Consider the following 19,351-nt stretch of genomic DNA (forward strand, 5'->3'; position numbering starts at 1 on the left):
TTAACCACCAGAACAGACGACAGAAACCTTACCCCGTGGGGACGACGCATGAACAATGAAATACCCCTTAAATATTATGACATTGTGGATGAGTATTCGACGGAAGCTGCCACATTGGTGAGCGAGTCAGAACGTGACGCTCTGGCGCACTATTTCCAATTACTGCTCACCCGCTTAATGAATAATGAAGAAATCAGCGAGCAGGCTCAGCAAGAGATGGCCCGTGAAGCCCATATCGACGAACAACGCATTGATGAGATAGCGACGTTTTTGAATCAATGGGGCAATGAGTAGCGTTGCACCGCACATCACTCAAGGGCGGTGCTGAATTTTTCCCGCACATCGCCCGTCAATGACCCGTGCCACGCCCTGCCCCGTCCGTTCCTCGTTTAATCCGGGTTACCAAGCCTGTTCAGCAGGATCTGTCGGGTGTGTGCCAGACGCGGCTGACGTAATGCACTCGGCAGCCACACCAGATTGTAACGAATTTCGGTGTCTCCCACCGGGGCTTTAATACGGGCCAGCTTACCTTCAGCAAGATGCGCACGGCACAAAAATTCCGGCATCACCGTCCAGCCAAATCCTTTACACAGCAGGCTTCTCTGACCGCGTAAATCCTGACCGACCATCGCAGGAAGCAACGAACCGAATTTTATCCGATTCTTACCCAGCCAGTGTTCGATCAGTGAAAGCTCAAGGTTGTAAGCCAGCAGCGGCTCATTCAGTAAATCCCGGCCAAAATGCTCACTGCTGTTCAGGCGTTCGGCAAGGGCGGGCGCTGCAATAGCGATCACGCGGTCGGTAAAAATGACATCCCCTTTTAATCGCGTATCGGTGACAGGGTGCGCGGTGATACCCAGATCGCAATGTCCTTCTATCACCATCTGGGAAACCATCGGGCCATCTCCCGCATGCAAATGCACGCGAATACCGCTTTCCAACAATGGCAGCAGTTCACCCGCCAATTTTTCTGCCATAAAGTCAGAATGACCAATGATTTGCAGGGTTCCCGCGACATCCATGGACCTTGCCCTTGCTGAGGCGAGCGCGGATTCAGCGTCATCCAGTTTATTACCGATATCCGCCGCGAGATCGTCAGCGACCACCGTCGGTTTCACCCCCTGCGGTTGGCGCTCAAACAGGGGCCTTCCAATGGCCATTTCAAGGCCGCTGATGTGCTGGGAGACCGCAGGCTGCGTCAGGTTTAACACGCGTGCCGCACCCGAAATCGAGCGTTGGCGGTACACCTCCATAAAGGTGCGTAGACGCAACAGTGACATAGTTTACCCATAAATTAATTTATACCCCTGACAAAATAGCGTTGTTATCTGCAAACATCCAGACCCGTTATGCTGTTCCCAACGCAGGAAACCTCAGCACCAACAGGAAAGTGAAATGAGCGAACAACAGCATTCTCAGACGTTATCAACCATCCTTGACGCCATGAAAAAGCATCATCGACAGAATGAACCTGCCACGGCGGCCTTACGCCGCGATCGCCTTATGCGCAGCGCCGCCTTGATCCGTGACCACCATGCGGCCCTGACCGAGGCGATCGGCCGCGATTTTGGTCACCGTAGCGGTTATCAGACGCAGGCCGCCGATCTGATTACCACCATCAACATGCTGATGCATTCCGCTGAAAAGCTGGAGCAATGGATGCAACCGGAGGCGGCGGAGGTGCCGGTTCCGGGGATGCAGGCCTGGATCGAACCACAACCGCTGGGCGTTGTGGGCATTATCAGCCCGTGGAATTTCCCGATAAACCTCGCCTTCGGTCCGCTGGCGGGTGTCTTTGCGGCGGGCAACACCGCGATGCTGAAACCCTCGGAGCTGACGCCGTTCACCTCTGAATTGCTCGCGGAGCTTGTCCCCCATTACTTTGATTCGAATGAACTTGTCGTGGTGTTGGGCGATGCGGCCGTGGGCCAGGCGTTTAGCCAATTACCGTTCGATCATCTGGTCTTTACCGGCAGCACGGCGGTTGGTCGTCACGTCATGCGGGCGGCGGCTGAAAATCTGGTGCCCGTCACGCTGGAACTGGGTGGAAAATCCCCGGTGGTGCTGGATACTGACGCAGAAATCAGCATCGCGGCCGAACGGATACTGACGATAAAGACGTTCAATGCCGGACAAATCTGCATCTCCCCGGATTATGTCCTGTTGCCTGAATCGTCCGAAGCGGGCTTTGTCGACGCGGCAAAACGTTTTATGCGTGCGAGCTATCCAACGCTTCAGCACAATGTGGATTACACCGCTATCATTAACGACAGACACTATCAACGATTGATCATGCTGCTGGACGATGCCGCCCGCAAAGGGGCTGACATCATCAGTCTCGCTCCCGACAACGAACCTGATGTCGATCCGCACAGCAGAAAGATCGCGCCACACCTCATTCTTGGCGTCACGCAGGACATGTTGGTGATGCAGGAAGAGATCTTCGGACCGCTGCTGCCGCTAAAAACCTACGCTGCCGGGATCGGTGACGCGATTCGTTACATCAACGCGGGCCCGCGCCCGCTTGCTGCCTACTACTTTGGTCATGACGCGGAGCGCCAGCGCCAGATAGCCACAAGGACAACGTCAGGTGCCTTGGTGATCAACGACGTCATGACCCATGCCGCGATCGACAGCCTGCCCTTTGGCGGCATCGGGGCTTCAGGTACCGGTGCGTATCACGGTATCCATGGTTTCAGACGTTTCAGTCATGCAAAACCGGTTGTTGTTCAGGACAGCGCCGCCATAACCAATCTTCGTCTTCGCGCGCCTTATCAGGATAAAGCGGCTGTTGCCGAAGCGTTCCTCAACAATTAATTCACCTGCACCCGCACTATCGAGGTTAACAATGAAAATTTTAATGGTTCTGACATCACATGCCGAACTGGGCAACACGGGCAAGAAAACAGGCTTTTGGCTGGAGGAGTTTGCCGCACCCTACTATGTCTTTAAAGATGCGGGTGCTGAGGTGGTTCTCGCTTCCCCGGCGGGCGGCCAACCGCCACTAGATCCGAAAAGCGATCTGCCTGAATTCCAGACGGCACTGACGGCACGTTTCAAAGCCGACAAAGATGCGCAGGACGCGCTTTCTCAAACGATAAAACTGGACACCGTGTCTCAGAACGATTTTGACACCGTGTTTTATCCTGGCGGCCACGGCCCGCTTTGGGATCTCGCGGAGTCCGCCACCTCGATTGCACTGATTGAGTCTTTCGATCGCGCCGGAAAACCGGTGGCCTTTGTCTGTCATGCGCCAGGCGTGCTACGCCATGTTACCGCCGCAACGGGCGATCTGCTGATCAAAGGCCGTCACGTCACCGGCTTCACCAACAGTGAAGAAGAGGCCGTCGAACTCACCCATATCGTCCCGTTTTTGATCGAAGATACGTTTATTGCCGCTGGCGCACATTATCAAAAAGGTGCCGATTGGATGCCGTTCGTCGTGGAAGATGGCAATCTGGTAACAGGGCAGAATCCGGCCAGTTCAGAAGCCGTCGCGGTCGCCTTGCTGAAAAAATTGAATAACGAAAGCTCAATGAGCCATTAAAAATTACAGGGTGCGATATTGGGTTAGCATAATTAACTGTGATAACACAGTAGCTCTCAATGCAATGACAGGGAGTCATCATGGCTACAATGAAGGATGTAGCCCGCCATGCGGGTGTTTCTGCGGCAACGGTATGCCGAGTGATCAACAATACCGTTTACGTTAAGCCGGTTACGCGGGAACGGGTTGAGACAGCGATGCGTGAGTTCAACTACCAGCGTAATGCAGCCGCACTCGCCATGGCAAAAAGAAGTGGTAAGACACTCGGGCTGCTGACCGGCAACCTGGACGACCCCTTCTTCTCGCGCATGGCGCGGGGCATTGAAGATACTACGCGTAAAGCCCGAGTACAGTTGGTGGTTTGCAGCGGCGGGCACCGTTCCGAGTTGGAAAAAGCAGGTCTGGATTTCCTGATCAATCAGGGGTGTGAAGCCATTGTCGCCCACCTGCCCCGCATGGATGAGGAGGATATCTTACGCTATGCGGCCCATACTCCGGCATTGGTGGTGATAAATCGCTATTTGCCGGTCATCGCCAATCGCTGCGTGTGGCTGGATAATGTGGGTGCCGCTCAGGCCGCGACCAACCAGCTTATTCAACACGGTCATCGCAAAATAGCCTGTATCGCGGCAGATATTCCCATTGATGACAGAACACACCGTGTCGAAGGCTACCGCAAAGCCATGGAAATTGCCGGTATCCCGGTAGCCGATGACTGGATCATCAGCGTTCCCTTCAATGAACAAGGGGGCGAGCAAGCCGCAGAAAAACTGCTACACGCCGGGCTCGCCTTCACGGCGTTGGTCACCTTCAATGATGTCATGGCCGCTGGCATCATGCGCACCTTTCACCACCATCAGGTACGCGTACCCGACGACATCTCCATGGTCGGCTTTGATGATATTGCCTGGGCCAAATATCTGCACCCCACCTTGACCACCATGCACAATCCGATTGAGAAAATGGCGCGCCGTGCCGCGACGCTGGCGTTACAACTCAACGCCGGTATCGTCGGGCCGCCACAAAATAATTGCTATTGCGCTGAGCTTATCCCGCGAGCATCGGTCAGGCATCTTTAATTCCGCCTTGTCAGCCCGGCGCAAGCCAGAAAAATGCGAATGGCGTCGCAGTGATTCAGCCAATGAAACCCGTTACACCCACGGCAGTCCGGGATCACATTTATATCGCCTCACTCTGAATACGCTGGGCCCCTTCAACGCTTAACAGGAGTGATAAATGAAAGCCAAAAAGGAGCTTAATCTGGGATTGGCGCTGCTGCCCATCGTTGCCATGCTTACGTTGTTGGTTATTGGTTATGGTCAGTATAAATTGCCCATCGAGGCGCTATTGCTGGTTTCGGCTGCCGTTGCGACAGCAGTAGCCTATTGGCAAGGCTACCGCTGGGTGGAGGTCATGGACGCTATTGTCACTAAGCTGGCCAAAGCGATGCCGGTGATACTGATATTGATTTGCGTCGGTGGCATGATCGGTGCCTGGATGCTGAGCGGCACGATCCCTTATATGGTGTATTGGGGCCTGAAACTGATCAGTCCTCAATATATCGTTATCACGGCCTTTCTTATCACCAGTGCAACGTCGGTCTGCACCGGTACTTCGTGGGGCACCGCAGGCACCGTGGGTGTGGCGTTAATGGGCGTCGCCGCAGGCCTCGATGTCTCTTTAGCCGCCACAGCGGGCGCGGTGGTGTCAGGGGCCTATTTTGGCGACAAACTGTCACCGCTGTCTGATTCCACCAATTTTGCGGCCATCGTCGCTGAGACCGACCTTTACAGCCATATCCGCCATCTTATGTATACCACCCTGCCGAGCTTTGCTTTAGCCGCGGGAGTCTATCTGTTTTTCGGATACACCCACCTCCCCAGCCACGCGGCAAATCTGGACAAGGTGAATGAAATCGTAACGTCGATAGCGCATCTGTATCACTTTAACGTGCTCCTGCTCTTCCCCCCCATCTTGGTACTGTGGGGGGCCATCACCAAACGCCCGGTGATACCCGTGATGTTGGCAGCGTCAGTCATGGCGATAGGTATCGGCGTCGGCCTCCAGGGATTCACCCTGCAACAAGGGTGTATTTCATTGATTCACGGTTTCACCACGTCCATGTTTGCCGCACAGGGTACTGATGTCACCGGCCTGCTCAGCGACATTCCCCGCCTGCTCGATCGCGGTGGGATGTTCTCCATCATGGGCACCATCCTCTTGGTACTCTGCGCCTTTTCCTTTGCCGGGGCCTTAACCTTGACGGGTGCCCTGACCGTTATCATTAACCGGTTGCTAAAGGCGATCCGCGGTGTGGGTCAGCTGATTGCGGCCACCGTGGCAACCACCCTGTTGGTCACTGGAGCCACCAGTGATGGGAAATTGGCACTGCTTATTCCCGCTGAATTGTTTAGAGAATCTTACCTGCGTATGGGATTGGACACTAAAAACCTGTCGCGAACGGTGGAAGACGCGGGCACAGTGACAGAGCCGTTACTGCCCTGGACCTCGGCCGGGGTGTATATGGCCAGCACCCTGGGGGTTAGCACACTGGATTTTGTCCCTTGGGCAATCCAATGCTATGCGGCAATTTTCTTCGCGCTGATATACGGCTTTACCGGATTTGGTATCGCTAGATTACCCACCGGCGCCAGCACGGCACCACAAGGCCTAAACCCGGTGTAATGCAGGCGGCTCCAAAATAATCACGCCCAGCCATCGCGTCACGTTGGCTGGGCGCAAAACGCTAATATTCACACCGCGTTACCCATAAAAAGCCTGATTACGGATTAACCCTCTTTCTGAATGACTGCTGTACAAGCCCGAATTGTGTGGCAAAGGCTTGCGCCTCCAGCGGCTTGCCAAACCAATAGCCTTGTCCTTCCTGACAGCCGTGCTGGCGTAAGTCATGCCATTGTTCTGCGGTTTCAATGCCCTCCGCAATCGCTTCAATCTCGAAATTGCGGGCGATATCAAGAATGGCGTAGGCGACAGACGCATCACGTCGTGATGTGAGCAAATTTTGAATAAATGAACGGTCGATCTTTATGCGTGTTACAGGATACTGATTGAGCATACTCAACGAGGCATAGCCCGTACCGAAATCATCGAAGGCAATAGAGACCCCCATATCACGAATTTTTTGCAGTGTGTCCGACATGATTGAATCATTGTTATTATTAAGGGCGATGTTTTCCGTTAGTTCAATTTCCAGTGCTTCTGCGGGAAGACCGTGGCGTTTTAGCACGTCCGCAATCTCTGCGGCCAGATCCCCGGTGGTCAGTTGCACATCGAACAAGTTCACGCCAATGCGAAAATCAGGCGCACCACAACGACGCCAATAGGCCGCCTGTGAGCAGGCTTCATCGAGGATCCAGGAGCCCACGCTGACCGCCATTGGCCCGCGCGCTAATGTGGTTAAAAACTCCGAAGGAGGTAATAGCCCACGCGTGGGGTGTACCCAGCGAATTAACGCCTCTGCGCCGGACAATGAGCCGTCGCTCAGTTTTATCTGCGGCTGATAAAACAGCACAAACTCGCTGTTGTCCGTTGCACGTAACAGCTCCATGGCATGGTGACGGCGCGCCGTCGCCTCCTGACGCAGCTCCGGCGTAAAAATATACAGCTGATTTCGTCCCGTGCGTTTCGCCCTTGATAGGGCCAGATCGGCATTGGCAATCAGTTCCAGCGCTTCATAGCCGTGTTTTGGTGCCAGTGAAATGCCCCCGCTGACCGTTACACTTATCGGGCTGCCCTGCACCAGAATCGGCTGAGCAATATGCGCCATGATCTGCTGGGCATAAAAACCGGCCTCGGCCTGATCGTAAATATCCGGCAGCAGCACAGCAAACTCATCGCCGCCAATGCGGGCAACAATCTGCGTTTCCTTGGTTGATGTCAGCAGGCGATGGGTGATTTCACATAAAATTTCGTCACCGGCAGCATGCCCAAAAGCGGCGTTGACATCCGAGAAACCATCAATATCAATCATCATGATGGCTGCATTGGGGTCTCGCAATACAGCGTCTTCGACGCAACGATAAAAGCGGCGTCGATTTCTCAGCCCGGTTAGCGGATCGCAATCGGCACTGATGGCAACGGCCTTTTTATCCTGCCGGTAACGCGTCATGTCGCGTAACGCGGCGGTAAACTGTAAATTACCGCCACAACATTCACAAAACAGCGATAACACAAAGAACAGCTTGCTGCCGTTTTTATGACGGCCACCAACCTCAAAAGGCGGTGTTTCACTGCATGTGCCGTCCGCAATAACACGGCGGATGGCGCTCCAGAATTCGGTATTTTCATCAATGCCAAACAGATCGCTGACCACTAATTCGGCGCTTTCATCCTCAGCGTAACCACATAACTGCGACGCCGCCGCGTTCCAACCGGTAATGCGCAAGGCCCGATCAAAGTGGATAACCGGCGCTTCCCCCGTCAATACCGCAGTGTCCCTATCGGCGTGGTGTTCGCTGGCTACTTCAATGCGTCGCAGTTCAAGACGATCGGACGCCATTCTGGCCAACTCGGTCAGACGGGCGTGATCCTCAGCGGTAAAATTTTGATGGGGGGTGTTATCCAGAATACACAAAGCACCCAGTGCATACCCTTCGGGAGAGCGTAACGGCACCCCCGCATAAAAACGGATATGGCTCGGCCCGGTCACCAAGGGATTATCATGAAAACGCTCATCCCGTTCGGCGTCACGCACAATCATACCGTTTTCGGTCAGAATGGCATGGGCACAGAAAGAGGCATCTCGAGTCATGTCAACGGAGCCATCACCCAATCCATGGCTTGCGGCAAAGAAGACGCGATCGCTGCCGATCATATTGACCGCGGCAATGGGCATATCGAACATACGGGACGCGATGCGCACGACCGGCGACAAACTGGACAAGGTAGCTCCAGGATCAAGCGCATACTCGCAGAGCGCTTTCAGTCTTTGTGAATCATCATCAGGAATGCTCGGACACTTCATGGAGTCTCCTTAATACCAAACCATACAGAAAATCTTACAAAAAACCTCACAGACTTAAGCGTAGGCCAAAGTTACATAATTCCGCCACTCCTACGCTTTTTCATCTCACGCCAGCAACCAAAAAGGCTGTGAAATTTTTCCGCCATGTTGATGGCAATCATGCGTTTCAGTTTGTGAACCGCCTGAAAATAGATACATTACTTGTTTTAATGAGCCGCACAGGTTTGTGCAGGTTGATGCGATAAAGGAGTTTTCCATGCCCCTGTCATTTTCTGTAGTAAGCCCCGGTGAAATTCGTTTTGGACGCGGTGAAGCCGCGGGCGCCGCCACCTGGCTGGCCGCCCGCGCCCGGCACGTTCTGCTGGTTCAGGGTGCCAACCCGCAACGTGCCGCTTTTCTCGTCGAGCGGCTCCATGCGGCACAGGTGCGCGTCAGCACGTTCACGGTCGCTCACGAGCCCACGCTTGCCGACATAGAGCAAGGGGTCGAACTCGCCCGACTGCGTGGCATTGAGGCCGTTGTCAGCCTGGGCGGAGGAGCGGTTATCGATGCCGGTAAAGCGATCGCTGCACTGGTGAAGGCACACGGGCCGCTGATTGACTATCTGGAGGTGGTCGGAAATGGCCGCATTCTGGAGTCAGCCCCGTTAACCTTCGTTGCGCTGCCCACCACCGCCGGGACGGGTGCCGAGGTAACCAAAAATGCCGTCATCAACGTTCCGGCACACCGTCGCAAAGTCAGCCTGCGTGATAACCGCATGCTGCCAGACCTCGCTATCATCGACCCGGCCCTGACAGACCATACGCCGCGCAGCGTGACGCTCGCCTCGGGACTGGACGCGCTGACGCAGGTGATTGAACCTTATATATGCAATCGCGCTACGCCTTACACGGATGCGCTGTGCCGTGCCGCGATCCCACAGGGCATCAACGCACTAATGCAATTGATGAAACAAGAGTGTCCACAGAGTCGGGATACTCTGGCGTGGGTAAGCCTGTGTGGCGGTCTGGCACTGGCAAATGCCGGGCTTGGCGTGATTCATGGCTTGGCAGGCCCGTTGGGGGGGTTATGCGATGCCCCACACGGTGCGCTATGTGGTAGCCTGCTCCCCTTCGGCTTGATGCTGAATAATGCCCATGTCACCGATCCAGCTTTACTGGTGCGCTTTGATGAAATACGCCGTTGGTTTGCCAATGCGCTCGGGGTTGCTCCAATGCAGGCCTTTGAGGCACTGCGTGATTGGCGTTGCCAGGTTGGGTTAGGCTCACTCAGCACGCTTGGTGTACCTCATGATGCACTGGAATCTGCGGCCTTGGCGGCCAGCAGTGCATCATCCATGAAGGCCAATCCGGTGCCGTTAACCTACGATCAATTACTCGGGATGTTACACCTGGCGTGGGAATAACACGAACAGCACCGCAGTACAAACGCGATAGCGACATTTATACCGAGGCAGGTGCTACCAGGCTTGCCTTAGGTCTCAACGCGGGGTAATGGTACGTTATAAATAAGCATGCATTTATTGTGGAATAATGTACTGGGTACCTTGCGATAACATATTCTTGGCAATAGATAAAATCACAAACAATGCTTTTAAATTATAGAACTCTCTTATCCTTTCTGCCATGTAATGATGTGTATATTATGCGGTGAATTTATTTTAGGATTATAATTACAAGCAGTGTTTTTTACTTTAAATACATAATCCTGCCAATAACCTCTGCTCACTAGCCATTTTCAATCCGCCACGCAAAAAGCAGTGAAAAACACCAACCATAAATGAAAAGCAAAGAATTAAAAACCATAGAAATAAAAAATAACAGCATATAAATAATTCACTGACATTAAAAAAGGATAGATTACGTAAATAAAAACAATATCAGCACCAAAAAAAACATTTCTGGCAATGCCATAATTATATAAAATCGCTGCAACTGATGCTTCTACTACATTCGCTGTGTTTATACCGAGACTGAATGGTGCACCAGTCAGATGATAACCTCTCATCCGAAACCGATGAGAGAAAATGAATCGAATAAGCGGTCAACGCTGTTTATAGGAAGCGACATTTTATAGAAAGCAACATCCTTAATCGATGATGCAACGTTAGCGTCATAGTGTAAAACCTGGAAACACTGTCGTTATATGTATAAGCATACTTTTTTTTGTAAATACCACAAGTGCTAATCATTATAACGATATAAAAATCAGCACTGTTGTATTTTTCCCCTTTTCACCAGGTATTAGGGAAAGACAAACAAATTTCAAATCTATTTTACTAAATGTCAGGAGTTTACAATGAAAAAATCATTATTCGCATTAGCCCCGCTGGGTCTGTTGCTGCTGGTTGCCAATAACGCGTTGGCGGCTAATAACGCACAAATCACCATCACGGGCAGCGTGGTAGCCACCTCTTGTGATATTAACTTGAGCACCACGTCATTGGATCTCGGCAACGTCGCACAATTAGCATTCGCCGCAGCGCTTACCCCCGTGGCTTCCAGCCAGCGTGATTTCTCACTGACGCTGAGCAACTGTGGTACACCAGATGCCAGCCAGGTTGCGCAGGTGCAAGTTACGGGTCCGGTATTACCGGGGCAGACCAACATCTTTAATAGCGATACCACACGCAATACTGGCGTGATGATCAGCAACGCCAGCACGCCATCGGTTTACATCGAGAACAATGAGGTTTTAGATATTGCCACCGCTGATGGTACCGACCCAGATGCCAGCGACTTTGATGGCCAACGCCTGAACTTGCGAGCCGGACTGGCATCAACCACAACTACTGCTAATGTTGATCTTGGAGGAGTAGCCGCACCGATCCTTTTCAACTTTATCACCAATTAATTCCGGCTGGGCGGCATAGCCGCCCCGCTTTTTCAGACAAGGACTGGCACATGCAACGCATATCGTTGGTTATGGCTCTGCTGCTCTCTTTGTTTACAGTGCCCACCACTTCGCAGGCTGACGGGTTTGGCATTAATGCCTCTCGCCTTATTTACCCGCAAGGTGCTGACAGTATCAGCGTTTCCGTCCGCAATACGACGGCATCGCAACCTTATCTGGTTCAAGCCCGCGTCAGTCGCGCTCAGGCCAACTACCAGCCCGCGCCGTTCCTTGTCAGACCGCCGCTATTTCGTCTTGAACCCGGAGCCGTTAATCAATTACGCATCTCAGCCCAAAATATTAATGCGCCGACCGATCGCGAATCTCTGTTTTATTTTCACGCCAGTGCCGTACCAGCGTCCACTCCCCCCGCAGATCAAAATAGCGCAAGCAAAGTGCATGGCGCGACCCAATTTGGCGTGGGGTCCATTATTAAGCTGTTTTATCGTCCGAACGCATTGCCCTCGACATCCCGAGAGGCACAGCAAAATCTTAAATTTTCTCGTGTGGATGGCGGCATAAAAGCGGAAAACGCCTCAGCGTATTTTATCAGCTTTGCCAGCCTTCAGGTTGGTGGACAACATATCCGCCTGGACACCCCAGAAAAACTCACGATGGCACCGTTCTCGAATCAGATATTTAAAACCGGTGCCACCAGAGGTGATGTCCGTTGGCAAACCATCAATGACGAGGGGGCCGTCAATGCATTTACCCAAACGTTGCCTTAATGCATTTATCATTGGCGGCGTGATCAGCACGCTAAGTATTTTCTCTGCGTCGGTACAGGCTATTACGATCAACTTCTCGGCCACGCTGATTGAAAGCACCTGCGCATTCAGTCTGGATAAATCCACGCTGGATCTCGGGACACTGCAACAAGCGCAATTAGTCCCCTCCTCACTGCTGGCCGCACAGCCTTTCGTTCTGAGCGTACGAGATTGTAATGCCGTGGGTAACAGTCAGCTTCCCGTGGTAAATGTTACCGGACCAGGAGTCCTTCAGGACACTAAATGGCTGTTCCGCGCCGCGTCATCCACGGCCACCAATGTGGGGGTGATGCTGGTCCATACCAACGCACCGCCCTCCTTCTCGGATATCGAGGTCAAAAACAACGATGATATTCCATTGGCCGATCGTGGAGATGCGCCCGTCGACCAAGACCTCACCTTTTATGCCGGGTTAACCTGTGGCATTGCAAGTTGTGCCAGCGTAACCCCTGGCACATTAACGGCGCCAATTTTATTCCAACTCGCTTATCGATGAGGGAAACATGGCACAACCTGCATGGAGAGGGCTACTGTTCTGGAGCACCGGCACATTGCTGTCGGGCATATTCCCTGCGTACGCCCTGTTGCCAACAGAAGGCGGTATTCGTCTGAATCAGACGCGGATCGTTTTTCCTGCCAGCGAAAAAGCACAAACGGTGACCATCACCAACAGCGACACGCGAACCTATCTGGTGCAGAGCCGCGTGCAGCTCGAGGCAAATAACACCGCGCCAGCGCCGTTCTTTGCCACGCCCCCGGTGTTTTTACTCAAGCCTGATAGCCGCCAACTGTTACGCATCGTACCGCAGGGAGGCACACTGCCCAGCGATCGTGAATCCGTCTTTTACCTTTCGGTAGTGGCGATCCCCTCTCGACCGACCAAAGATGATGCTCCGGTGCAAATTTCGGCGGGGTTACAGTTTTTGATTAAACTGTTTTATCGCCCGCCAGCGCTGCCTCCTGTCTCGGAGACAACCGCCTGCCCACTGCATTTCAGTCGCCAGGGACAGGCTATTCGTGTGCAAAACCCGACGCCCTATCATCAAACGCTGGGACGACTGGTGTTTGATCAGACAGGGGTAAATTTACACACGCAGCCCGCCATGCTGGCACCGATGAGCACGCTGACCTTTACGGTCTCCGCATCGCCTTTACAGGCTGAATGGCAAACCATCAACGATTACGGTGGGTTATCCGCACCTTGCAAACAACAGATTGCAACCACGCAGGAGGTGCCATGATACCCCTGTTCTTTTTACAGCGCCGATGGTTAGCGGTATTGAGTCTGCTGGCAGGCGGCTTTATGGCGATGAGCGCACACGCCGAAGAGCGAGAGCCGCAGGGCATTACCTTTTATGTGTTGCGCGTTATCTATATGGCCAGTGATAGGCAAGGCGTCGCGCTTACGGCGTATAACAAAACGCCACGTCCTTATCTGATGCAATCCCGCATGCGCCCTCAGGATACGGCTACTGGTGATGTTGATAACACCGCAACAGGCAGCACGGTGGTTCCGTTTATCGTCACGCCGCCGTTATCCCGCTTAGAGCCAAATGACAACCTGACACTGCGTATCCGGCGTAACGGTCAACCCTTGCCGGACGATCGTGAGTCGGTGTTTTTTATTTCAATGAAGGCTATCCCGGCTCAGCCTGCCGCCGCGCCGCAGGACAACACGGCAAAGGTGATCCTGACCATCACCAATAACTTAAAGGTGTTCTATCGCCCGGAAGGATTAAAAAAACAAGCTGTCGCCGAGATGGCACCCAAACTGCGTTTTAAGCGCGAGGGAAACCAACTGGTTGCTGATAATCCCACGCCCTACTGGCTAACTTTTTCTCGATTGAAAGTCGGCACGCACGCGCTGAGCAAGCCCCAACTGAGGCTGATGGTGCCACCGTTTGGCAAACAATTTTATGCTTTGCCGCCTGGCGCTACGGGAAAAAACGTCGTCTGGCAGTTGATTGACGAAGACGGGTGGAATACAGAGGTCGAGCAACGCGCCTTGTAGTGCATTCCCCTTACGCTGCTGAACAGTAGCTAACCCTTTGAGACTTAAGAGTCGTCAACAATGCGAAAACAAAAACAATATTTTGACGCATTTCCTCTCTCGCCTCTGGTTGGCGTGTGCATGTTGGCGGCGGGTAACGTCTGGGCACAGGACTATTTCGATCCGGGCCTGCTTTCACTGGGCGGCGCGCAGTTAACAACTACCGATCTTAGCGTGTTCGACAAGCCCGGCAATATTCCTCCCGGCACCTATATGGTTAACGTCTTCGTCAACCAGTTGGATCAGGGGCAACACACGCTGGTCTTCAACGCGAATGCGCAGGGAAAAGTAGAACCAGAACTCACGCCCGCGATGCTGCATGAGCTCGGCATTAACACGCAAGCCTTGCCCGCCTTTGCGCGTTTGCCTGCGGAAAAGCCGGTGGAGAACCTGGCAACCCTGATTCCCGAATCCTCTGTCCGCTTTAATTTTAACCAGCTACGGTTGGATCTCAGCATCCCACAGGTTGCACTGCGCCCCAACATCCGCGGTGCCGTCGATCCTGCACTGTGGGACCACGGCATTCCGGCTTTTTTACTGAATTACACGGTTAACGGCGGACGCAACTGGCAAGATGCGCAGTACGGCATGGAAAAACAGTCGCAGACCAACCTGTTCGCCAACCTGCGTGCCGGGATCAATCTCGACGCCTGGCGGTTACGCAGCACCATGACGTATACCCGCAACAGCGCCAGTCGCAACGGCGAAGAAAACCAAAGCAATCAAAATACGCAGTTCACTAACACTTACCTGCAACGGGACATTACGCCCTGGCGTTCTGAAATATTGTTGGGTGAAAGCACCACCAGCAATGACGTGCTCAACAGCGTCCCCTTCCGCGGTGTCAAACTTAACTCCAACGATGACATGTTGCCGATCAGCCAGCGTGGTTTTGCGCCGGTGATCAGCGGTATTGCGCAAACCAACGCCCGCGTCACCGTGAGCCAGAACGGTAACGTGGTCTATCAGACCTTCGTGCCACCGGGGCCGTTTCGCATCAGCGATCTGTTCCAGACCGGCCAGTCGGGCGATCTCACCGTTACCATTGCAGAAGCGGATGGCACGGTGCGTACCCAAACGGTGACGGCAACGTCCCTTCCGGTGATGCGTCGTCCGGGCAGCCTTAAATATGAAGTAACCGCAGGGCGCTACAACGGCGGCATCACCGTCAATTCTCAGGAGGCGACGTTTGTTTCCGGCACCGCAATTTACGGTCTGCCGCAGGATATCACGCTGTACGGCGGCGGCCTGTTTGCTAATGACTACCTGTCGCTGGTGGCTGGTTCGGGCATTTCATTAGGCGCATGGGGAGCGCTTTCGGCGGATGTCACCACTTCAAGCACCACACTGCCACAGCAGAATGACCGCAAGCACGGCGCTTCATACCGGATTCGTTATGCGAAAAGCGTACAGGAGACCGGCACCACGCTCGATCTGGCGGCTTACCGTTATTCCACCGAGCACTACTACAACTTTACCGATTTCAACAGTCTGGGGCACCGGCTCAGCTATGGTCAGGTGCCCTGGGCGTTAACGCGCCAACGCTCCAGTTTTGAGATGCGAATCAGCCAGCAGGTGGGAAGCAATGGCTCATTTTACCTTTCCGGCGTACGCAGCGACTACTGGGGCAATGAAAATGTCATGAACACGCTCTCTGCCGGTTACAACGGCAACTATCGCGGTGTCAGCTATGGTTTGGCCTACAGTATCGACAGGATTAAAAGCAACAATAGCTGGCCGGAAAACCGGCAGTTCTCCGTAAACGTGCAAGTACCGATGAGCCTGTTCAGTTCATCCGCCTCATTGAATCGTCTCTATGCCAGCTACCAAATGACGCACGACAATCACGGTCGCGTACAGCAGCAGGCCGGTCTTAGCGGCAGCACATTGGACGATCGTCTGAGTTACAGCGTCATGCAGGGGTGGTCAAACGATCAAAACAACAGCACCAGCACGTTAAACACCAGTTATCAGGGCAGCAGAGGCAACGCCACCCTGGGTTACAGCTACAGCCGTAACAACCGCTCCCTCAATCTGGGCGGCAGTGGTTCCGTGGTGGCTCATCCCCAAGGGGTGACGCTGGGTCAGATGATAGGCAGCTCTGCGGCGCTGGTCAGTGCGCCCGGCGCAGGCGGCGTCAGTATTATGCAGGGCAACGTACAAACCGACAGCCGCGGCTATGCGCTGGTGCCCTATATGTCGAACTACCAGCGCAACAGTATCGATCTTAACCCGGCGACATTGCCGGACGATGTGGATATCACCCAATCCAGCCTGAACCTTTACCCCACCAAAGGGGCGGTGGTGTTAGCCAACTTCGCCACTCGCATCGGTTATCAGGCGTTGATCACGTTGCAGTTACCCACCGGCAGCGTGCCCTTTGGTGCACTCGCTGCGGTCGATGGCGCGCAGCAAGATGACATCAATACCGGCATTGTCGGCGACGATGGGCAGGTGTATATGAGCGGTTTGCCGGAACGCGGCACGCTGAACGTCAACTGGGGACGGGAACAACAGCAACAGTGTCGGGCACGTTTTGATCTCAGCAAACTGCCCAAACCCACGGCGAGCAACCCGATACGGTCATTGGCCGTACGCTGCGAATGAGGTAATGCATGAGCTACTTTATCACTATCAAGCAAACAGCCAGCATAGCAGCGTGGTTGATGTTGTTTAGCGCTCAGGCCTCGCAGGCCAATACGCTGACGATTGGCAAGGGTTCGGGTGAGGTTTGGCGAGGGGCCCCCTTTACACTAGGCCTGCAAACACAGAATCAAAATAGCGCAACGACGGCGACGCGAGGCGCGGCCTCGATAACAAATTCAATGACGGAATGCCTTACAAGCTCCAGTCTTGTCAATATTGCTAGTATTGACGCCTTTCCCATTGCACCAGGCATCGGGTTAGTACCAACAGCGAGTTTTAACGTAAATACCTTCACAAATCTGTCACTCTACCCCGTAAACATGGCTGGAACGCTTGGGATGAATGGCACTGCCGGGACGTTGTCTGGCAGTGACTTTCCCCAAGGGGGTGATGGTGTTGTCCCGCCAAATCGCGCGTGGTGTATCAATTTTTTCAATACCAACACATCAATTCTATTGAATCTCTCGCAAACCATGAGTGGTTCGGGTGAATGGGTAATAGTGACTGATGGAACACAACAATCAGGTACTTATCCCATGCCAACGATGTACGGAGCGACTTTCTCTGATAGAGATCAAAGTACAAAAAACATCCTTCCCTACACTTTTTTACGTGTAAATCTGGTCTCCTGCTCCATTACTACCCCCACCAGTGTCGATTTTGGTACCGTGGCGCGAAATACCTTACATGCCGCTGAACTGGCAAATATGCCTCAACCATTCACTGTTTCATGTGGACAAGATAATCCCAATACTATCGACACCAATATCAACGTCCAATTCAGCGGCAATGTGTTTGAAGGTAACACTGCGCGGTTAGCATTAAACGAAGGGGGTGGCTATATCACAGGAGAGATCAGTAACGGCGTCACTGGCAGCGGCACCTGCGATGCCTCTACTGGAGTCAATTTTAATAGTACCGATATCAATGTCGGCGTGCTCACTGCCAGTACGCTAAGCCAAACTTTCACCAACCAAATAATCTGGCGGCTGTGCTCAGGTGGAAGTGCTTTGCCTATCGGCCCGGTAAACGCCTCCGCCAATGTGGCGGTAACCTATAACTGATAACCAGATGCAGAGGGTTAATCTTACGGCGATGCCACCGGCAGCGTGCCGTTTGGCGTACTCGCCGCAGTTGATAGCACGCCGAACGATGACATCAATACCGGCATTGTCGGCGATGACGGACAGGTCTATAGGAGCGATTTGCCGGAACGCGGCACGCTGAACGTCAACTGGGGACGGGAACAACAGCCACAGTGCCAGGCACGTTTTGATCTCTGCAAACTTTCCAAGCCCATGGACAATAACCCGATACGGTCACTGACCGTACGCTGCGAATGAGGTGATACATGAGCCACTTTATGACTGTCAAGCAAACCGCCAGCATAGCAGCGTGGTTGATGTTGTTTAGCGCACAGGCCTTGCAGGCCAATACGTTGACGATTGGTAAAGGTTCGGGGGTGGTATGGCAGGGGTCACCGTTTAGTGTAAACAATCTTTCCATCACTTATCAAAACGATTCAACCATACTCACCAGCGGCGGTATAGCCGCTATCAGTGATTTAACGACAGACTGTATTTCAACCACCAAACTCAGCACCATCAATAGTACTCAAGCGTATACCATTAGCCAAGGTGTCGGTATCGTACCTATTGCCACAGCGCTCACCACACTTACTGTTGGTGCTACCATGCCTGTAGAAATAGCCGCTTTAACGGGAACCATTGGTTTAAATGGTACCCAAGGGACTTATACATCAAACTCTACTTCTGGCAATGCCATCGTACCTACTAATAGGGGCTGGTGCTTATCATTTGCAGACCACGGTTCTCCTTTTCCCTTCACTATATTCGGTAACGAGCGACAAACAGCGAACATTTCTGGTTTATGGGCAATTGTTACCGACGGTACACAGCGTACCGGCACGTACGTTATACCACCGATGTATGCTATCACCTCAACCCCCAGCAACAGCCAATCTCAAATAATCCAACCCTATACTCTTCTGCGTGTGACCGCCATTGCCTGCTTAATTGCCACCACCACCAGTGTCAACTTCGGTACCGCAGCGCGCAATACGACACAATTCGCCGAGTTGGCTAACGTCACCGCTCCGCTCACCGTTACTTGCGATCAGGATGCGCCGGACACCATCGATACCAATATCAACGTGCAATTCAGTGGCAATTTATATAACGGTAACGTAGCGAGGTTGGCATTAAACCTAGGAGGGGGCTATATCACCGGTGAGATCAATAATGGCGTCACCGGTAGCGGCGCCTGTGATGCCACTACCGGGGTCACTTTTAATTACGCCGACATCAATGTCGGCGTGCTTGGTGCCAACGAGTTAAACCACACTTACACCAACCAAATCACCTGGCGATTGTGCTCGGGTGGAAACGCTTTACCTACCGGCCTGGTAACAGCATCCGTCAATGTGGCGGTAACCTACAACTGAT

The 19,351-nt window shown here is 53.2% G+C and carries 18 protein-coding genes; 15 read left to right on the forward strand and 3 right to left on the reverse strand.

Annotated elements, in window-relative coordinates; all coding sequences use genetic code 11:
- Positions 1–48: 48 nt before the first annotated feature.
- Positions 49–294 (forward strand): YmjA family protein, encoded by a 246-nt coding sequence (locus J5069_RS05725; protein WP_264628391.1) that lies wholly within the window; start codon positions 49–51, stop codon positions 292–294.
- A 95-nt stretch (positions 295–389) separates the two neighbouring features.
- Here J5069_RS05725 and J5069_RS05730 read toward each other — a convergent pair whose 3' ends face one another.
- Positions 390–1,280 carry a LysR family transcriptional regulator gene (locus tag J5069_RS05730; RefSeq protein WP_264642936.1) on the reverse strand — a complete coding sequence of 297 codons (891 nt, stop codon included), beginning with the start codon at positions 1,278–1,280 and terminating at the stop codon, positions 390–392.
- A gap of 46 nt (positions 1,281–1,326) precedes the next feature.
- Between J5069_RS05730 and J5069_RS05735 the strand changes: the two genes are divergently transcribed.
- The 4 genes from J5069_RS05735 to nhaC all read left to right on the forward strand — a co-directional run bounded on the left by J5069_RS05735 (position 1,327) and on the right by nhaC (position 6,232).
- Positions 1,327–2,817, forward strand: a complete 1,491-nt coding sequence (locus tag J5069_RS05735; RefSeq protein ID WP_264643743.1) for a coniferyl aldehyde dehydrogenase — start codon at positions 1,327–1,329, stop codon at positions 2,815–2,817.
- Positions 2,818–2,848: 31 nt separating this feature from the next.
- On the forward strand, positions 2,849–3,547 hold the full coding sequence (locus J5069_RS05740) for a type 1 glutamine amidotransferase domain-containing protein (RefSeq protein ID WP_264628401.1): 699 nt from the start codon (positions 2,849–2,851) through the stop codon (positions 3,545–3,547).
- A gap of 80 nt (positions 3,548–3,627) precedes the next feature.
- The gene (locus J5069_RS05745; RefSeq protein ID WP_264642938.1) at positions 3,628–4,626 is read left to right on the forward strand and encodes a LacI family DNA-binding transcriptional regulator; all 999 of its coding nucleotides are present in this window, start codon (positions 3,628–3,630) and stop codon (positions 4,624–4,626) included.
- A 157-nt stretch (positions 4,627–4,783) separates the two neighbouring features.
- Entirely contained in the window at positions 4,784–6,232 is a 1,449-nt protein-coding gene (gene nhaC, locus J5069_RS05750) for a Na+/H+ antiporter NhaC (RefSeq protein WP_264642939.1), read from the forward strand.
- Between the two features lie 97 nt (positions 6,233–6,329).
- On the opposite strand, the gene J5069_RS05755 is transcribed toward nhaC, so the two are convergent.
- Positions 6,330–8,531 (reverse strand): putative bifunctional diguanylate cyclase/phosphodiesterase, encoded by a 2,202-nt coding sequence (locus J5069_RS05755; RefSeq protein ID WP_264642940.1) that lies wholly within the window; start codon positions 8,529–8,531, stop codon positions 6,330–6,332.
- A 105-nt stretch (positions 8,532–8,636) separates the two neighbouring features.
- A complete protein-coding gene (locus J5069_RS05760) occupies positions 8,637–8,789 on the reverse strand; it encodes a hypothetical protein (protein ID WP_264642941.1) in 153 nt (50 codons plus the stop codon).
- Here J5069_RS05760 and J5069_RS05765 point away from each other — a divergent pair.
- From J5069_RS05765 to J5069_RS05810, 10 genes are all read left to right on the forward strand, one after another.
- Complete coding sequence (locus J5069_RS05765) at positions 8,788–9,936, forward strand: iron-containing alcohol dehydrogenase (RefSeq protein WP_264642942.1); 1,149 nt, start codon at positions 8,788–8,790, stop codon at positions 9,934–9,936. The genes J5069_RS05760 and J5069_RS05765 overlap by 2 nt on opposite strands.
- Before the next feature lie 893 nt (positions 9,937–10,829).
- The gene (locus tag J5069_RS05770) at positions 10,830–11,384 is read left to right on the forward strand and encodes a fimbrial protein (RefSeq protein ID WP_264642943.1); all 555 of its coding nucleotides are present in this window, start codon (positions 10,830–10,832) and stop codon (positions 11,382–11,384) included.
- Between the two features lie 50 nt (positions 11,385–11,434).
- A complete protein-coding gene (locus J5069_RS05775; RefSeq protein WP_264642944.1) occupies positions 11,435–12,151 on the forward strand; it encodes a molecular chaperone in 717 nt (238 codons plus the stop codon).
- Positions 12,126–12,686 carry a fimbrial protein gene (locus tag J5069_RS05780; RefSeq protein WP_264642945.1) on the forward strand — a complete coding sequence of 187 codons (561 nt, stop codon included), beginning with the start codon at positions 12,126–12,128 and terminating at the stop codon, positions 12,684–12,686. The genes J5069_RS05775 and J5069_RS05780 overlap by 26 nt, the downstream gene beginning before the upstream one ends.
- Before the next feature lie 7 nt (positions 12,687–12,693).
- The gene (locus tag J5069_RS05785; RefSeq protein WP_264642946.1) at positions 12,694–13,431 is read left to right on the forward strand and encodes a molecular chaperone; all 738 of its coding nucleotides are present in this window, start codon (positions 12,694–12,696) and stop codon (positions 13,429–13,431) included.
- A complete protein-coding gene (locus J5069_RS05790; protein ID WP_264642947.1) occupies positions 13,428–14,201 on the forward strand; it encodes a molecular chaperone in 774 nt (257 codons plus the stop codon). The genes J5069_RS05785 and J5069_RS05790 overlap by 4 nt, the downstream gene beginning before the upstream one ends.
- 60 nt (positions 14,202–14,261) lie before the next feature.
- Positions 14,262–16,847 (forward strand): fimbria/pilus outer membrane usher protein, encoded by a 2,586-nt coding sequence (locus J5069_RS05795; RefSeq protein WP_264642948.1) that lies wholly within the window; start codon positions 14,262–14,264, stop codon positions 16,845–16,847.
- An 8-nt stretch (positions 16,848–16,855) separates the two neighbouring features.
- A complete protein-coding gene (locus J5069_RS05800; protein ID WP_264642949.1) occupies positions 16,856–17,950 on the forward strand; it encodes a fimbrial protein in 1,095 nt (364 codons plus the stop codon).
- 45 nt (positions 17,951–17,995) lie between these two features.
- Positions 17,996–18,229: a FimD/PapC C-terminal domain-containing protein gene (locus J5069_RS05805; protein WP_264642950.1), complete on the forward strand. Its 234-nt coding sequence runs from the start codon at positions 17,996–17,998 to the stop codon at positions 18,227–18,229.
- Positions 18,230–18,237: 8 nt separating this feature from the next.
- Complete coding sequence (locus tag J5069_RS05810; protein ID WP_264642951.1) at positions 18,238–19,350, forward strand: adhesin; 1,113 nt, start codon at positions 18,238–18,240, stop codon at positions 19,348–19,350.
- The last annotated feature ends 1 nt before the right edge of the window (position 19,351 follow it).

This window comes from Candidatus Symbiopectobacterium sp. NZEC127 (genome assembly GCF_025962675.1).
Lineage (GTDB): Bacteria > Pseudomonadota > Gammaproteobacteria > Enterobacterales > Enterobacteriaceae > Symbiopectobacterium.

Excerpts from the sequence above, each read along its gene's own strand:
- J5069_RS05795 (WP_264642948.1), top strand. The coding sequence starts at position 14,262 with ATGCGAAAACAAAAACAATATTTTGACGCATTTCCTCTCTCGCCTCTG.
- J5069_RS05725 (WP_264628391.1), top strand. The coding sequence starts at position 49 with ATGAACAATGAAATACCCCTTAAATATTATGACATTGTGGATGAGTAT.
- J5069_RS05755 (WP_264642940.1), bottom strand. The coding sequence starts at position 8,531 with ATGAAGTGTCCGAGCATTCCTGATGATGATTCACAAAGACTGAAAGCG.
- J5069_RS05765 (WP_264642942.1), top strand. The coding sequence starts at position 8,788 with ATGCCCCTGTCATTTTCTGTAGTAAGCCCCGGTGAAATTCGTTTTGGA.
- J5069_RS05760 (WP_264642941.1), bottom strand. The coding sequence starts at position 8,789 with ATGGAAAACTCCTTTATCGCATCAACCTGCACAAACCTGTGCGGCTCA.
- J5069_RS05730 (WP_264642936.1), bottom strand. The coding sequence starts at position 1,280 with ATGTCACTGTTGCGTCTACGCACCTTTATGGAGGTGTACCGCCAACGC.
- J5069_RS05780 (WP_264642945.1), top strand. The coding sequence starts at position 12,126 with ATGCATTTACCCAAACGTTGCCTTAATGCATTTATCATTGGCGGCGTG.
- J5069_RS05790 (WP_264642947.1), top strand. The coding sequence starts at position 13,428 with ATGATACCCCTGTTCTTTTTACAGCGCCGATGGTTAGCGGTATTGAGT.
- J5069_RS05745 (WP_264642938.1), top strand. The coding sequence starts at position 3,628 with ATGGCTACAATGAAGGATGTAGCCCGCCATGCGGGTGTTTCTGCGGCA.
- J5069_RS05770 (WP_264642943.1), top strand. The coding sequence starts at position 10,830 with ATGAAAAAATCATTATTCGCATTAGCCCCGCTGGGTCTGTTGCTGCTG.
- J5069_RS05775 (WP_264642944.1), top strand. The coding sequence starts at position 11,435 with ATGCAACGCATATCGTTGGTTATGGCTCTGCTGCTCTCTTTGTTTACA.
- nhaC (WP_264642939.1), top strand. The coding sequence starts at position 4,784 with ATGAAAGCCAAAAAGGAGCTTAATCTGGGATTGGCGCTGCTGCCCATC.
- J5069_RS05800 (WP_264642949.1), top strand. The coding sequence starts at position 16,856 with ATGAGCTACTTTATCACTATCAAGCAAACAGCCAGCATAGCAGCGTGG.
- J5069_RS05740 (WP_264628401.1), top strand. The coding sequence starts at position 2,849 with ATGAAAATTTTAATGGTTCTGACATCACATGCCGAACTGGGCAACACG.
- J5069_RS05810 (WP_264642951.1), top strand. The coding sequence starts at position 18,238 with ATGAGCCACTTTATGACTGTCAAGCAAACCGCCAGCATAGCAGCGTGG.
- J5069_RS05785 (WP_264642946.1), top strand. The coding sequence starts at position 12,694 with ATGGCACAACCTGCATGGAGAGGGCTACTGTTCTGGAGCACCGGCACA.